The following is a 15539-nucleotide window of genomic DNA, read 5'->3' as shown; positions in this document are numbered from 1 at the left end:
GGGGCTCTTGACTTTTAATAAAAAATAATATCTCTGTCCTTGTATTCTAATACTTTTGAATATATTTAAAGGAATCCTTATGTCCTGAATAACCACATAGGAAAATATGTTGTAGGTTGCTTTCTTTTTTTGTAGGGCATCCCACACAAGCTATCACGTGATCTCACACCTGAACGTTTTTTTATAGACTAGTACCGCGACAAGTTATATTACATATACATACCAATAAAGTAGACATTAAAAAGTGAAAGAGAGGATGGAAATGTGTGAAAATTCTTTTCCTTGAGAGTCATCCCATGTGGCTCTATGGTTTACCGAATGGGTTTAGGGAAGCAGGACATACCGTAATGATTTCCGGTCCTGTAAGTCGGGAAAATATCACTGAAATGATAGACGAATTTAAACCAGATCTAATAGTATCTATGGGATGGACACCAGAGCATTCAAGGGAAAAGCAGGCCTGGATTCGCAACGCTACTAAAAAGGTGAATATCCCTCTCGTTTATTGGGCAACTGAAGACCCGCTGCACACTCAAAACTTTACTATCCCGTTAATTAAGAAGATGAAACCAGATTTTGTTTTCACGGTTACGCCTTCTCTGTGTAAAACTTATGAAAGCATGGGGATTAAAGCAGCTCACTTAGACTTTGCATTTCACGAAAGTATACATCACCAGATTAAACCACTAGCAAAATACAGTTGTGATATAGCAGTGGTGGCTAATGCTTACCCTAATTTTCTTGAAGAACATCCGGAAGTGTTCCGTTCGTCCTCTTTAAAAACGCTTATTCGTCCTCTTATACGGAAGGGTATTCGCATTGATTTTTGGGGGAGAAACTGGGAAAAAATGAGTAAATATATAGGAAGAGAAATTCCCCCCAATTGGATCCATGGATACCTTGATTATACTGAAGCATATAAAGTTTACAGTTCAGCAAAAGTCGTTATCGGTTTGCAAAACTGTGAAAGCCAACTTACGCAACGCACCTATGAGATTCTTGGTTCCGGGGGGTTTTTATTGACATCGGATACACCAGCAGTTCGAGATAAATTCAAACCTGGCCGCGATCTCATCGTTTCTTCCTCCCCAAAAGAAACTTTGGAAAAGGTTAAATACTATTTGAATCATGATAGCGAGAGAAAAAAGATTCAGATAAACGGTAAAAAGGCTGTAAAGAATGATTCCTATCGGCATAGAGCCGAGAGAATGCTTGAGGTGCTAAAAAGCAGAGGAATTATAAGAAACTTAGGGGAAACCATTCATTATGTAGATGTTCTCAAAGAAAAATACGTGATCCATCATGTTACTCCCGGTGAAACATTATCAATAATTGCCAGTAAGTATAATGTTTCCCTGCAGCAACTCATGGAGCTTAATCATTTCAAATCAGATCAAATATATGCTGGACAAATCATTAAGATTAGAGAGAAACGGTTTAGAAATATTAATAACAAATTTTTCTAAAGGAGAGTAATATGAATGAAGGGGAAAATACCTAAAATAAGAAATCAAGCGAATAAAGTAAAAAGAACGCCTCGTTATATGGAATTTCCCGTGACATACGAAGTATATCATGTGGAATCCGGCGATACATTATGGACGATTGCCAAATCCTTTAAAATTCCGGTACAACAACTTATGAATCTTAATAAGCTTTCTTCAGACAGAATTTATCCTGGACAAATTATAAAGATAAGAGAAAGGTAATCTTTGAGGTTTCGGAAGCGAATCAAATTGAAATGACAATCCTCATTTTTTTATTTGTGGGGAACTTGATATTTTTGGGGATGAAGGGGTTATGAGATGTTTCAAATGAGCTATTTCTATTCTGGATTAGGATGGGATTTTATTCAACACGTTGATCAAACGAACGGAGTATTAAATGTTGTGTCTCCTGATTTTTTCTATATCAGAAAAGATGGATCATTACTTCTCCGTTCAGCTAATCCCGATGTGATTAAAGCTCTTCATAGAAGAAAATTAAAAGTAGTTCCTTTTCTAAGCAATCATTGGGATCAGGATTTGGGACGATTTGCATTAATGAACCGAGTTCTTTTAGCTAAACAAATTTCTCATGCAATAGAAGAACTGGATTTGGACGGAGTTAATATCGATATAGAAAACCTTACAGAAAAAGATCGGAATCTATTTACAGATTTTGTTAGATTGGTAAGGGAAAGTATTCCTAGACATAAAGAAATATCAGTTGCAGTGGCGGCAAATCCTTTTGGCTGGACGAAGGGCTGGCACGGATCATATGATTACGAGTATTTAGCTAAATATGCAGATTATCTTATGGTTATGGCCTATGATGAAAGCCGCCTTGCTGGGCCTACCGCAAGTGTAGGATGGGTGGAAAAGTCCATTCAATATGTTCTGACCCAAAAAATCTCTCCTCAAAAACTAGTTTTAGGATTGCCATTCTATGGCCGTTGCTGGATGGAAGGCCAATCTGCCTCTCAGGCCATTCCCCTTTACCTTGTTGACTCATTAGTAAAAAGGCATAGCGGGACAATTATTTTTGACACCAAGAGTCAATCTCCAAAAGCTATTTTTACTGTCAATCACGATAACAAGGGGCCGTTGCCTTCGGGAACATATACATTATGGTTTGAAAATGAACAGTCACTCAGAGCAAAAATAAAACTCGCTCAAAAATATAATCTGAAAGGTCTTGGCAGCTGGAGTCTTGGACAAGAAGATGTGTCAGTCTGGAATACAGTGTTTAAAAATATATAATGATTTATAGTTCAGAACAAAATTCGAAGATAATTGCAATGAATCTCTAAATGGACATACTGAAAGGAGTTTATTACGGGTGCGGGTAAAACAGTGAGGGTATTCCATAGGCCCTTCTCCCGAAATGTTCTATACGAGGCATTACATTGGGCTTGAAATACACATTCAAACTTATGTTAAGTACGCATTTCAAGTAATTACGGATGTGTTGAATTTATTCTGCTTCCATGATTTAAGTCATACACATGTACCTTAATAGCAGGATTATTGCATTTCATTCAGAATTGTTCAGGATCGATATAGAAGCGCAAACTAGAACTTTAAAAGCATACACTCATATACTTCCTGAATGGATGCTGGTTTATCTAAAAAACATGATGAGAATTGATTGACCGCTCTCATTAAAGGATGGGGAAATTCAAGGCGCCAAGGTACGCATGGTGAAGCATGACTTGTTGATAATCGACCATATAGTTTCTCCTTTTTACATAAAAAAGACGAGCGAATCCGGGGGGAATTCCACTCGCCGCTTTCTAATGAAAAGACGGGATGCTGGATGGCAGCTCGTCTGTTTTATTATAATTTAACGAACGTATGTTTGTAAAGGTGTCTTTTCGAATGAATTGGTTCATATAACCGTTAAGAACAGATTCATTGTAAACATTCGCTAAGGTATGCTAAGATGCATGGACTATAAAGGAGTGATATGAAGTGAAGACATTGCGGTTAAACAATGTAACGTTAGAAATGGCTGCATATCAAGAGGAGAGCGAGCCGAAGCGAAAAATTGCATTTACCTTAAACGTTACGAGTGAGACTTACCATGATATCGCTGTCCTGTTGTATGAAAAAACGTTTAATGTCGAGGTTCCGGAACGCGATCTTGCCTTCCGGGGGGAAATGACAAATTATTCAACATCATTGACCAACCTGTACGAACCAGGGGCCGTCAGCGAGTTCTATATAGAAATAACGGAAATAGACAAAAACGCCGATTCATGATCGGTGTTTTTTATGTAAAAAAGCTGCCGGCCGGCAGCTTTTGAGAAAGCGAATTTCATATGTAAGGTGTTAAATTGTCCGTCTTGCAGTTTTTGAATAAATGTGGAAATAAGGAGGTTTTAATAGGAGTCTCTGATGATCTTATAATTTTTATGATTAACAACTGTCAATGAATCTAACTCAAGATCCCGATAGTTATCCATGATCGTCACATCAACGATAACAGAATTCTCATTTACTTTTTCAACAACACCGGTTAATCCGTTTTTAAATTCAATGACATTCCCAACCTTAGCGATTTTCACAAGCTTCCTCTCCTTTAAACATAATAATGCCTTTTGAAAGTATTTTGCAGTATTTTCATTGAGAAGTAAAGCGATAAGGAGTTTTATCTCCCTTATGAATTGTTCTGTCGCTATAAAGATGATATATTGATTTTCGTCGATAGAAAGAAAAGGGGGGAATTTTTGTTGCGTCCCGAAGAAATAACAGAAATGATTGAACAGCTGCGCACCGGCGCCATAAACGAACTGAGAGTCCAGAAAGAGCATTTTCTTGATTTCAGGGCCGTGTTATCTAAACAAGATGATTTTAAACATTTCCGAGGAATTGCCCAGCAAGGCGGAGATGTTATCTTTCAATACTTAGAACAGCCAAGAAGCTGAAGGTTTCTCATACGTGAGAAGCCTTTTTATCATATATGACAGAATACAAGTCTTTTATTACAGCTGTCTGTAACAGGCGTAAATAAAATGTAAAGTGTCAAAGATGGATAAACATGTTTTAATTTGACAATATTTATAGAATTTCAGACTGTTTTTTTGCCATTAAGCAGTGAGTCATCCTCTTTATTCCATCCTGATACCTCCTTGGGAGAGTTGGAAAATCTTTTTCCGTGAAAATGAATGGATCTCTTGTTAAGGTTATGAAGTGTTTTTTGGAGCACTTTAAGGAGGAAACTGTATGACAACGAAATTCACTGCTCTGGCTGTTTTTCTTCTTTGTTTCATGCCTGCAGCCAAAATTGAGCATACACAAGCTTCACTACTGAGCGCAAAGAAGACAAAACATGAAGAAGCGAAATGGCTTACACATATAGATCGAAATACGAATGAATCTTTCCCTTCACTGTCTGCTGATAAGGACAAGAAAATAAAACCGATTAAGCTATCAGCACACACTGAAAAGAAAGAGAAAGATAAACCGAACAAAACAAATGATGAGAAAGAAACATATACACAGTCTGAAAAAGAGTTGCTGTCCCGTCTCGTTCACGCAGAGGCCAAAGGAGAATCATATAAAGGCAAGGTCGCTGTAGCAAGCGTTGTACTGAACAGAACGGAGAAAAAAGGTTTTCCTGATACGATAAGAGGAGTTATTTATCAGAAAAACGCCTTTGAACCGGTCGCAAACGGGAGCATTAACCAAAAGCCTGATAAAGAATCGATTGAAGCTGCCGAAGAAGCGCTGTCCTCAAAAAATAGAGAAACAGATGCCATATTCTTTTATAATCCGAAAACAGCGTCAGATAATTGGATTCGTTCAAGAAAAATCGTAGAAAAAATCGGCAGACACGTTTTTGCCGTCTAAGCATAGAAGAGACAATTTGTCTCAGCTGTGCTTTTTTTCATATAAAGAGTAAAAATAAAATAATTTTTGAACTTGTCTCATATGATGTTGGTAGTACAAGAGACAAGGAGAGACATCATGAATCGATTTGTGAAAGGGATCATTCTTTTATCCATTGCCGCCTTTTTCGCTGAATGCCTTGAATTTGTCGTCAATATGATTTTGGCGCGGGAGCTTGGCGAGCATGGGATGGGGCTTTACATGAGTATTTTGCCCACGATCTTTTTAATTATTGTCATCGCGAGCCTGGAACTGCCGATATCCATTTCTAAATTCATTGCCGAGTCAAATCCTAAGCTTCATGAAAGCATGCTGAGGCACGCTTTCAGAATGACAGCCATTTTTACTGCTTTTTCTACTGTCGCCGCTAGTATTGCGCTTCCGTTTATTCCGGTATTTGATACATACCACCCGTTTATTAAAGGGATTGTCATCGGCTTAATTCCTGTTGTCGCCTTTACTTCAATCGCCAGGGGCTACTTTATGGGTGTGCAGAAAATGGGGAAGATCGCAATTGCCAATGTGCTGAAAAAAATCATCCAGCTCTTGTGCTTATTCCTCTTTTTTCAATGGTACTCATTTGAATTGGACATGGCTGTGCTGGTTTCCTTGTTTGTTCTAGTCGTGAGTGATGTGGTCGTGCTTGTTTACTTATATTCACAATTTATCATGGCAAGGCGGGCGTTATCCGGCCAGCAGCACATTCATTTGCGCGGAAAGGATGTAAGGAAAAGACTGCTTGCTGTTTCAATTCCTACAACAGGACTGCGTATTTTTCATGCGGTTGTCAATGCAATTGAACCCTTTTTAGTAAAAGGAGCTCTTTTGGCTGCGGGCGTTGCCGGGACAGCGGCGATCGATCAATACGGAATGCTGGCAGGAGTGGCTGTGACAATAGGGTCGTTCCCTGCTTTTATTGCCCATTCGTTAATGGTCGTCATGATACCGAGTATTTCGGAAGCTTATGCACTTTCTCAGTATGACATCGTGTTAAAAAGGCTGAAACAGTCGATTTTCATTACATTAGGTTACGGTATACCTGCCGTCTGGGTCATGTTCCAGTTTGCGGGACCTCTCACGCATTTGTTTTTTCACTCTCCTGAAGCGCAGTATTACTTGCAGCTGTTGTGGCCTTACTTTCTCTTTCATCTGTTTGTCATGCCGCTGCAGGCGTGCTTAATCGGGATGGGTTTTGTGAAAGAGGCTTTTTATCACAATGTATGGAGCCATATCGTTGCGCTAAGTATGATGTATGTACTGGGATCAATGGAGAATCTGCAAATGCTCGGGATTATCCTTGGAATGAACACTGGCATGATTCTTTTGACGAGCCTGCACTATGCCACGATCTGCAAAGCATTGAAGGTATCCGTATTTCTTACGGGAGGGACCAGAACGCCGCGAATTGAAGGATGATAAAGGAACTGCAGGGGCAAGCTAATTGAAAAGCATGAAAGGAAGATTCCATGTTGACGAAGCGCTTGCTTACTATATACATTATGTTATTAGGGTTGATTGCATGGTTTCCAGGTGCGGCACAAGCTGAGGAAAAACAGCCTGCTGTTCCCGCTGTTTTTCTTATGAAAACGATAGAAGGGGAGGACATCTCGATTCCGAATAAAGGGCAAAAAACAATTCTCCATTTTTGGACGTCATGGTGTCCGCCCTGCAAAAAGGAGCTTCCACAGTTTCAATCGTTTTATGATGCCCATCCATCCGACAGTGTAAAGCTGGTAACGGTGAATTTAGTGAATTCGGAACAAAATCAGCAAGTCGTTGAAGACTTTATTAAAGCAAATAAGCTGACGTTTCCAATTGTCCTTGACTCAAAAGGGGAATTGATGAAGGAGTATCATATCATCACGATCCCAACATCATTTTTGCTGAATGAAAAGGGAGAAATTGAAAAAACAAAAATTGGCCCGATGACGGCGGAACAACTGAAGGAATGGACGGAAGAATAGCTGAGAGCATCGACTCTCAGCTTTTTTCATATAGAGAAGAAGTGAATAAACATTAATGATAATTATTATCAAAAAGAAATTAAAATAATTATAATTGAAATTCTCTTCGTGCGTGCTATAATAAAGGAAGACATCAAGAAATAACTGACGATAAAGCTGCCTTTTGGGCAGCGATTTTGTTTTTATAAGAGAAATGAAGATGATTTACGTTCTCAATTAGAGAGGAGAATTCGATATGAATGAACAAGTTATCGTTCAACGCGACCCGCACGAGCCATTGAAAACAGACAAGAGGGAAAAAAACTGGGCACAGCACGCGGAGCTTATTGCTGCACTTGTATCAGGAGCTCTTATTTTGGCAGGCTGGCTCTTATCCGGATATCAGGTATTATCCATAATACTTTTCTTGCTGGCTTTTGTGATCGGCGGATTTGCTAAAGCAAAGGAAGGAATCGAAGAAACACTCGAATCCAAAACGCTGAATGTAGAACTTTTAATGATTTTCGCTGCCGTTGGTTCCGCCTTGATCGGATACTGGGCAGAGGGTGCTATTTTAATATTTATTTTTTCCTTAAGCGGAGCTTTAGAAACATACACGATGAATAAAAGCAGCAGAGATTTAACGTCTTTAATGCAGCTTGAGCCTGAAGAAGCGACATTGATGGTCAATGGTGAAACCAAAAGAGTTCCGGTTTCAGACTTGCAGGCCGGTGATATGATTATGATCAAACCTGGAGAACGCGTAGCGGCAGACGGTATCATTGAATCGGGCTCGACAAGTCTTGACGAGTCGGCTTTAACAGGTGAATCAATGCCTGTAGAAAAAAACACAGGCGACACTGTATTCACAGGAACGGTGAATCGCAATGGCTCCTTGACAGTCCGTGTCACGAAAGCAAATGAAGATTCGTTATTCAGAAAAATTATCAAACTGGTTGAATCAGCGCAAAATAGTGTTTCACCCGCGCAGGCTTTCATCGAACGATTTGAAAATGCTTATGTGAAAGGTGTGCTAATTGCGGTGGCGCTCCTTTTATTCGTCCCGCACTTTGCGCTGGGCTGGAGCTGGAGTGAAACCTTCTACCGCGCAATGGTGTTTATGGTTGTCGCGTCACCTTGTGCGCTTGTCGCCTCTATTATGCCGGCGGCGCTGTCCCTGATTTCAAATGGCGCCCGCAACGGTATGCTTGTGAAAGGAAGCGTCTTTCTTGAACAGCTGGGCTCAGTGCAAATGATCGCCTTTGATAAAACCGGCACTGTAACAAAAGGCCAGCCTGCCGTAGAGACGATTAGAATAGCAGAAGGATTCAGTGAAGCGGAAGTTCTTGAGGCTGTCTATGCCATCGAAATGCAATCAAGCCATCCGCTCGCCCAAGCCATAACTGCGTACGCTGACAGCCGCGGCGTGAATCAGTCCGGCTACATATCTATAGAAGAAACCTCAGGGTTTGGCGTTATGGCAGAAGTGTCGGGTGCGAAATGGAAGGTCGGTAAAGCAGGTTTTATCGGCGAGGAAATGGCAGCACAATTTTTGAAACAAACAGCATCAGATGTCATTCAAAGCGGTCATACAATTGTATTTGTGAAAAAGGATGATCAAATAGCAGGCTGTATCGCACTGAAGGACCAAATCAGGCCTGAAGCAAAAGAGGTCATGGAAGAACTGAACCGACTTGGGATTAAAACGGCCATGCTGACAGGAGATCACGAAGACACGGCTCAAGCGATTGCCAAGGAAGCCGGCATGACAACTGTCGTAGCAGAATGCCTGCCTGACCAAAAAGTGAATGAAATCAAACGGTTAAAAGAAGAATTCGGAACGATCGCAATGGTGGGTGACGGAATCAATGATGCGCCGGCACTCAAAGCGGCGGATGTCGGCATTGCGATGGGCGGCGGAACAGATGTAGCACTTGAGACCGCTGATATGGTCCTCATGAAAAACGATTTGAAAAAGCTCGTAAACATGTGCCGCTTGTCTCGGAAAATGAACAGGATCATCAAACAAAATATCGTGTTTTCTCTAGCTGTAATCTGCCTGCTGATTTGTGCAAATTTTTTGCAGGTGATGGAATTGCCATTTGGCGTGATTGGTCATGAGGGCAGCACGATTTTGGTCATACTAAACGGTTTAAGACTCCTAAAATAAAACCAGCAGCCCTAATCAGGCTGCTGGCTTTTTATGTATCAAGCTTTCCCTTCATTTTTGTCTTTATCAGATCTTTTCATAACCAGGATGAGAGCGAGGATGCAGCAAAGGAAACCCGCTGCACAGCCTATGATAGAGCTGTAATAATAAAAGCCCACCATCTTCATCCCGATAAAAGGAGCGGAAATTCCCAAAACCGTTAAGAGCATAACTGCTTTTCGTCTGAAAAAATTCATCAGCAAACGGAACAACCCCCCTGCGATTGAACGTTACTGTCAGTATACAGGAAGAGGAGCAGGAAATAAAATGCATTAGAAAATGAAGGCGTCGTGAAAGGCAAACACCGGTAAAACCTGTTACAATGGAAGACAGAACAATGCATTGCAAATGGCAGGGAGGAACAAGAAGTGAATAGAATACAACGCGTCTCTTCATGGCTGAAGGAAGCGGGGCATACTGCCGCATTTATTCATACAAAAGAAAATGTTTTTTACTTAACCGGTTTTTACACAGAGCCGCATGAAAGATTAATGGGGTTATTTGTTTTTCAAGAAGAGGAGCCTTTCTTTGTTTGTCCAGGAATGGAAGCAGGACAGGCCCGCAACGCAGGCTGGAATCATGAAATCATTGGCTATGCGGATCACGAAAATCCGTGGGAGCTGATAGAGAAGGCCTTGAAAAAGCGAAATATCAGCATACATACGCTTGCGGTAGAAAAGGATTCAATCTCCCTATCTCGTGCAGAACAGCTGAAGCACGCGACGGGCGGGGCTCAATTTGTTTCAGCAGAAGAAACACTCAATCAATTTCGCCTGATTAAAGATGACAATGAAATTCGTTTGCTGAAAGAGGCGGCAAAGCTTGCGGATTACGGTGTTGAAGTCGGCACAGCCGCTTTGCGTGAAGGCATCAGTGAAGTGGAAGTGCTCGCTCAAATTGAGTATGAGCTGAAGAAAAAAGGAATTCAGGGCATGTCTTTCTCTACAATGGTTTTATTCGGAGAAAAATCAGGCCAGCCACATGGAAATCCTGGTACAGCCACGTTGAAGAAAGGTGATTTTGTATTATTTGATCTCGGTGTTATTCTTGACGGCTATTGCTCTGATATTACAAGAACGTTTGCTTACAAAACCATCAATCCGAAGCAGGAGGCCATTTACGAGACTGTACTTCAAGCGGAAAAAGCCGCGATTGAGGCAAGCAAACCCGGTGTGAGAATCGGAGATCTGGACTTAACCGCCCGCGGAATCATTGAAAAAGCGGGATACGGTGACTATTTTCCTCACCGGCTTGGGCATGGACTCGGAATTTCTGTCCATGAGTATCCATCAATGAGCCAGGCCAACGATACACTGCTGCAGGAAGGCATGGTCTACACGATCGAACCGGGGATTTATGTGCCTGAAATCGGCGGCGTGCGCATTGAGGATGACGTTCACGTAACAAAGGACGGGGCAGTTGCTCTGACCCAATATCCAAAGGAATTAATCATACTGCCGTAATAAGAAATAAAAAAGGACTTTGTTCTCGACATCGTCCTTTTTTATCTGCATTAAATAAAAAAATCATCAAATGTTCGAAAGGGTTTAATTTCATGTTTTTGGTTGAGAGGTTTTACAGCAAGACAGCTGCCACCGAGAACAGTGAGACATAACCCAATTAAAATGAAGAAACCCATGTGATCTTCTCCTTTCAGCTAAAAACACAAAAAGATATCTGGTACGTCCATATCATATTGTATGAAACGCATTCCAGATCAAGGGGATTTAGAAAGAAGGGAATCTATGGCTAATATTAAAGACATTGCAGAGAAAGCCGGTGTCTCTGTTACAACGGTTTCCCGAGTCATAAACAATCATCCATACGTCAGTGAAGACAAACGAAAAAGAGTGTTTGAGGCAATGGAATCATTGGAGTACACGAGAAATATTCACGCTGTACATTTGTCGAAAGGATTTTCAAACATGATTGGTGTTGTCTTGCCGACGGTTAATCTGCCATATTTTGCAGAGCTGATTGCAGGAATAGCCGACGCAGCCGCGGAATCCGGGGTTCACCTCTCTTTATTCCAAACAAACTATGAGGTACAAAAAGAAATCTTTGCGCTGTCCCAATTAAAGCAGCGCCAGGTTGACGGCCTGATTTTTTGCTCAAAGGCGCTTGCTGATGAGAAACTCATGGAATGGGAGGGCCCGATTTTGCTTTGCCAGAATTCAGATATTGCCCGCTTCCCAACCATCAGCATTCCTCACCAAGAAGCATTTCGGAACGGCTTGGACTATTTAATTGCCAAAGGGCACAAAAAAATAGCCATCTGTTTGGCAAGAAAAAAAGGCATGAACAGTCATTTTCGAATCAAAGCCTACAAAGAGGCATTGGAAGAGATCGGGGAGGCATTTCGTGAAGACTGGGTAATTGAGAAAGCGATTACAATCAATGATGGGAAGGCGCTTTTTCATAAATGGAATACGTGGAAGGAAAAGCCGACGGCTATTTTTGTTGCCAATGACCAAGTCTCAGCAGGGCTTTTTCTTGAAGCAAAGAACCAGCGGGTGTCAGTACCGGATGAGCTTGCAATCTTAAGCGTTGATAACCACGAAATCAGCCAAGCGCTTGGAATCACAACGATCGATATTCAGACAAGGGAAATGGGAAAGCAGGCATTTGCCATACTGGAAAAAAGAATTCAAGGACAGCCGATTGAAAGGAAAGTTCTGGATTACCGTCTCGTCGAAAGATCGACTGTTTAGTGAATGCATTGAAAAAAGGTTTGACGTGCATTCTGTTCGTTATGTACGATATGAGGTATTGAATGACAAAGGAGCTGAGGATCGTGAATGGGTCCTTCACAGTGAAAAAGGTACTGAATAATAACGTATTAATTGCTTCTCATCATAAATACAGCGAAGTCGTTTTAATCGGAAAAGGTATTGGTTTCGGAAAAAAACAAGATGATGTCATTGAAGATAAAGGCTACGATAAAATGTTTATTTTAAAAGACGAGAAGGAACAAAAGCAGTTTAAAAAGCTCCTTGACTATGTTGATGAAAAGCTCGTTGATATTTCAAACGATGTCATCTATCACATAAGCAATAGGACTAATCACTCATTAAATGAACATATTCACATTGCGTTGACAGACCATATCGCATTTGCGATCAAAAGGCAGCAGCAGGGATTTGATATGAAAAATCCATTTCTAATGGAGACTCAGTCACTATATCCTGAGGAGTACCAAATTGCCAAAGAAGTCATAGATATGATCAATGAAAAAGCGGGAATCTGCCTTCCGGAAGGGGAGATTGGTTTTATCGCTCTGCATATCCATTCAGCGTTGACAAACCGTCCGCTGTCCGAGGTCAATCAGCACTCTCAGCTCATGGCGCAGCTTGTCGAGGTGATTGAAGACTCATTTCAAATGAAAGTAAATAAGGAAAGTGTCAACTATTTGCGGCTGATCAGGCATATCAGATTTACAATAGAAAGAATTAAAAAAGAAGAACCGACTAAAGAACCAGAAAAATTAATGTTGTTATTGAAAAATGAATATCCGCTATGCTACAATACAGCTTGGAAATTGATTAAAATCTTGCAGCAAACATTGAAGAAACCAGTTCATGAGGCGGAAGCGGTTTATCTGACGCTTCATCTGTACCGATTAACCAATAAAATTTCATAAATTCAGTTTATCCTTATAACGTGTTACTGATTCGATCAGGCATGAGTGATTGAGGGAAAAAAACGGGAAGTTCATTCTCGTTCTTTTGCGCACCCAATTTTGCTCATGCCTTTTTGTTGTGTAAAAGGGCAAATGTAAACGGTTAAACTGGAAGACTTACGCCTGTGAATTCGTTGTCATGATTTTTAGCTGTAAGGTCAGACTAGTAAAAAGAGGAGGTCAATTCTTATGTTTAAAGCATTATTCGGCGTTCTTCAAAAAATTGGGCGTGCGCTTATGCTTCCAGTTGCGATCCTTCCGGCTGCGGGTATTTTGCTTGCGATCGGGAATGCGATGCAAAATAAGGACATGATTCAGGTCCTGCATTTCTTGAGCAATGACAATGTTCAGCTTGTAGCAGGTGTGATGGAAAGCGCTGGGCAGATTGTTTTCGATAACCTTCCGCTTCTTTTCGCAGTAGGTGTAGCCATCGGGCTTGCCAACGGTGATGGAGTTGCAGGGATTGCAGCAATTATCGGTTATCTTGTAATGAATGTATCCATGAGTGCGGTTCTTCTTGCAAACGGAACCATTCCTTCGGATTCAGTTGAAAGAGCCAAGTTCTTTACGGAAAACCATCCTGCATATGTAAACATGCTTGGTATACCTACCTTGGCGACAGGGGTGTTCGGCGGTATTATCGTCGGTGTGTTAGCTGCATTATTGTTTAACAGATTTTACACAATTGAACTGCCGCAATACCTTGGTTTCTTTGCGGGTAAACGTTTCGTTCCAATTGTTACGTCAATTTCTGCACTGATTCTGGGTCTTATTATGTTAGTGATCTGGCCTCCGATCCAGCATGGATTGAATGCCTTTTCAACAGGATTAGTGGAAGCGAATCCAACCCTTGCTGCATTTATCTTCGGGGTGATTGAACGTTCGCTTATCCCATTCGGATTGCACCACATTTTCTATTCGCCGTTCTGGTATGAATTCTTCAGCTATAAGAGTGCAGCAGGAGAAATCATCCGCGGGGATCAGCGTATCTTTATGGCGCAGATTAAAGACGGCGTACAGTTAACGGCAGGTACGTTCATGACAGGTAAATATCCATTTATGATGTTCGGTCTGCCTGCTGCGGCGCTTGCCATTTATCATGAAGCAAAACCGCAAAACAAAAAACTCGTTGCAGGTATTATGGGTTCAGCGGCCTTGACATCCTTCTTAACGGGGATCACAGAGCCATTGGAATTTTCTTTCTTATTCGTTGCTCCAGTCCTGTTTGCGATTCACTGTTTGTTTGCGGGACTTTCATTCATGGTCATGCAGCTGTTGAATGTTAAGATTGGTATGACATTCTCCGGCGGTTTAATTGACTACTTCCTATTCGGTATTTTACCGAACCGGACGGCATGGTGGCTTGTCATCCCTGTCGGCTTAGGGTTAGCGGTCATTTACTACTTTGGATTCCGATTTGCCATCCGCAAATTTAATCTGAAAACACCTGGACGCGAGGATGCTGCGGAAGAAACAGCAGCACCTGGGAAAACTGGTGAAGCAGGAGATCTTCCTTATGAGATTCTGCAGGCAATGGGTGACCAGGAAAACATCAAACACCTTGATGCTTGTATCACTCGTCTGCGTGTGACTGTAAACGATCAGAAAAAGGTTGATAAAGACCGTCTGAAACAGCTTGGCGCTTCCGGAGTGCTGGAAGTCGGCAACAACATTCAGGCTATTTTCGGACCGCGTTCTGACGGGTTAAAAACGCAAATGCAAGACATTATTGCGGGACGCAAGCCTAGACCTGAGCCGAAAACATCTGCTCAAGAGGAAGTAGGCCAGCAGGTTGAGGAAGTGATTGCAGAACCGCTGCAAAATGAAATCGGCGAGGAAGTTTTCGTTTCTCCGATTACCGGGGAAATTCACCCGATTACGGATGTTCCTGACCAAGTCTTCTCAGGGAAAATGATGGGTGACGGTTTTGCGATTCTCCCTTCTGAAGGAATTGTCGTATCACCGGTTCGCGGAAAAATTCTCAATGTGTTCCCGACAAAACATGCGATCGGCCTGCAATCCGACGGCGGAAGAGAAATTTTAATCCACTTTGGTATTGATACCGTCAGCCTGAAGGGCGAAGGATTTACGTCTTTCGTATCAGAAGGAGACCGCATTGAGCCTGGACAAAAACTTCTTGAAGTTGATCTGGATGCAGTCAAACCGAATGTACCATCTCTCATGACACCGATTGTATTTACAAACCTTGCTGAAGGAGAAACAGTCAGCATTAAAGCAAGCGGTTCAGTCAACAGAGAACAAGAAGATATTGTGAAGATTGAAAAATAAGGGTGTTAGTACGCCGTGCTTGTCAGATGACAAGTACGGTTGTATGA

Annotated in this window: 15 protein-coding genes; 13 read left to right on the top strand and 2 right to left on the bottom strand. The window is 41.5% G+C overall.

Going from position 1 to position 15539, the window contains the following annotated elements; translation table 11 throughout:
* Positions 1–266: 266 nt before the first annotated feature.
* The 4 genes from ykvP to M1D94_RS13815 all read left to right on the top strand — a co-directional run bounded on the left by ykvP (position 267) and on the right by M1D94_RS13815 (position 3743).
* Positions 267–1466 (top strand): spore protein YkvP, encoded by a 1200-nt coding sequence (gene ykvP, locus M1D94_RS13830; protein ID WP_072174112.1) that lies wholly within the window; start codon positions 267–269, stop codon positions 1464–1466.
* Positions 1467–1481: 15 nt separating this feature from the next.
* Complete coding sequence (locus tag M1D94_RS13825) at positions 1482–1709, top strand: LysM peptidoglycan-binding domain-containing protein (RefSeq protein ID WP_017695061.1); 228 nt, start codon at positions 1482–1484, stop codon at positions 1707–1709.
* Between the two features lie 96 nt (positions 1710–1805).
* Positions 1806–2741: a glycosyl hydrolase family 18 protein gene (locus M1D94_RS13820; protein WP_064671321.1), complete on the top strand. Its 936-nt coding sequence runs from the start codon at positions 1806–1808 to the stop codon at positions 2739–2741.
* 711 nt (positions 2742–3452) lie between these two features.
* Positions 3453–3743 carry a YkvR family protein gene (locus M1D94_RS13815; protein ID WP_003245399.1) on the top strand — a complete coding sequence of 97 codons (291 nt, stop codon included), beginning with the start codon at positions 3453–3455 and terminating at the stop codon, positions 3741–3743.
* A gap of 119 nt (positions 3744–3862) precedes the next feature.
* On the opposite strand, the gene M1D94_RS13810 is transcribed toward M1D94_RS13815, so the two are convergent.
* Positions 3863–4048 (bottom strand): YkvS family protein, encoded by a 186-nt coding sequence (locus M1D94_RS13810; RefSeq protein WP_003232446.1) that lies wholly within the window; start codon positions 4046–4048, stop codon positions 3863–3865.
* A gap of 165 nt (positions 4049–4213) precedes the next feature.
* Between M1D94_RS13810 and M1D94_RS13805 the strand changes: the two genes are divergently transcribed.
* The 5 genes from M1D94_RS13805 (at position 4214) to pfeT (ending at position 9485) form a co-directional block, all read left to right on the top strand.
* Positions 4214–4408, top strand: coding sequence for a hypothetical protein (locus M1D94_RS13805; protein WP_003218622.1), 195 nt, complete (start codon positions 4214–4216; stop codon positions 4406–4408).
* A gap of 298 nt (positions 4409–4706) precedes the next feature.
* Positions 4707–5333 carry a cell wall hydrolase gene (locus tag M1D94_RS13800; RefSeq protein ID WP_015252205.1) on the top strand — a complete coding sequence of 209 codons (627 nt, stop codon included), beginning with the start codon at positions 4707–4709 and terminating at the stop codon, positions 5331–5333.
* A gap of 117 nt (positions 5334–5450) precedes the next feature.
* Positions 5451–6788 carry a sporulation protein YkvU gene (ykvU, locus tag M1D94_RS13795; protein WP_038829000.1) on the top strand — a complete coding sequence of 446 codons (1338 nt, stop codon included), beginning with the start codon at positions 5451–5453 and terminating at the stop codon, positions 6786–6788.
* A 50-nt stretch (positions 6789–6838) separates the two neighbouring features.
* The gene (stoA, locus tag M1D94_RS13790) at positions 6839–7336 is read left to right on the top strand and encodes a sporulation thiol-disulfide oxidoreductase StoA (RefSeq protein WP_003245444.1); all 498 of its coding nucleotides are present in this window, start codon (positions 6839–6841) and stop codon (positions 7334–7336) included.
* Between the two features lie 235 nt (positions 7337–7571).
* Positions 7572–9485: a metal-transporting ATPase PfeT gene (gene pfeT / locus M1D94_RS13785; RefSeq protein ID WP_273797368.1), complete on the top strand. Its 1914-nt coding sequence runs from the start codon at positions 7572–7574 to the stop codon at positions 9483–9485.
* Between the two features lie 38 nt (positions 9486–9523).
* On the opposite strand, the gene M1D94_RS13780 is transcribed toward pfeT, so the two are convergent.
* On the bottom strand, positions 9524–9727 hold the full coding sequence (locus tag M1D94_RS13780; protein ID WP_014476643.1) for a hypothetical protein: 204 nt from the start codon (positions 9725–9727) through the stop codon (positions 9524–9526).
* A gap of 165 nt (positions 9728–9892) precedes the next feature.
* Here M1D94_RS13780 and papB point away from each other — a divergent pair, with 165 nt between their 5' ends.
* The 4 genes from papB (at position 9893) to ptsG (ending at position 15492) form a co-directional block, all read left to right on the top strand.
* On the top strand, positions 9893–10987 hold the full coding sequence (papB, locus tag M1D94_RS13775; protein WP_121591735.1) for a di/tri-peptidase: 1095 nt from the start codon (positions 9893–9895) through the stop codon (positions 10985–10987).
* A gap of 282 nt (positions 10988–11269) precedes the next feature.
* A complete protein-coding gene (locus M1D94_RS13770) occupies positions 11270–12235 on the top strand; it encodes a LacI family DNA-binding transcriptional regulator (protein ID WP_038827528.1) in 966 nt (321 codons plus the stop codon).
* 62 nt (positions 12236–12297) lie between these two features.
* Positions 12298–13164, top strand: coding sequence for a glucose PTS transporter transcription antiterminator GlcT (gene glcT, locus M1D94_RS13765; RefSeq protein WP_003218635.1), 867 nt, complete (start codon positions 12298–12300; stop codon positions 13162–13164).
* A gap of 228 nt (positions 13165–13392) precedes the next feature.
* Positions 13393–15492 carry a PTS glucose transporter subunit IIABC gene (gene ptsG, locus M1D94_RS13760; protein WP_064671323.1) on the top strand — a complete coding sequence of 700 codons (2100 nt, stop codon included), beginning with the start codon at positions 13393–13395 and terminating at the stop codon, positions 15490–15492.
* Positions 15493–15539: the final 47 nt, after the last annotated feature.

The organism is Bacillus sp. JZ109 (assembly GCF_053903135.1).
Note: the sequence above shows the minus strand (reverse complement) of the source record. Positions and strands in the feature narration are given on the sequence as shown.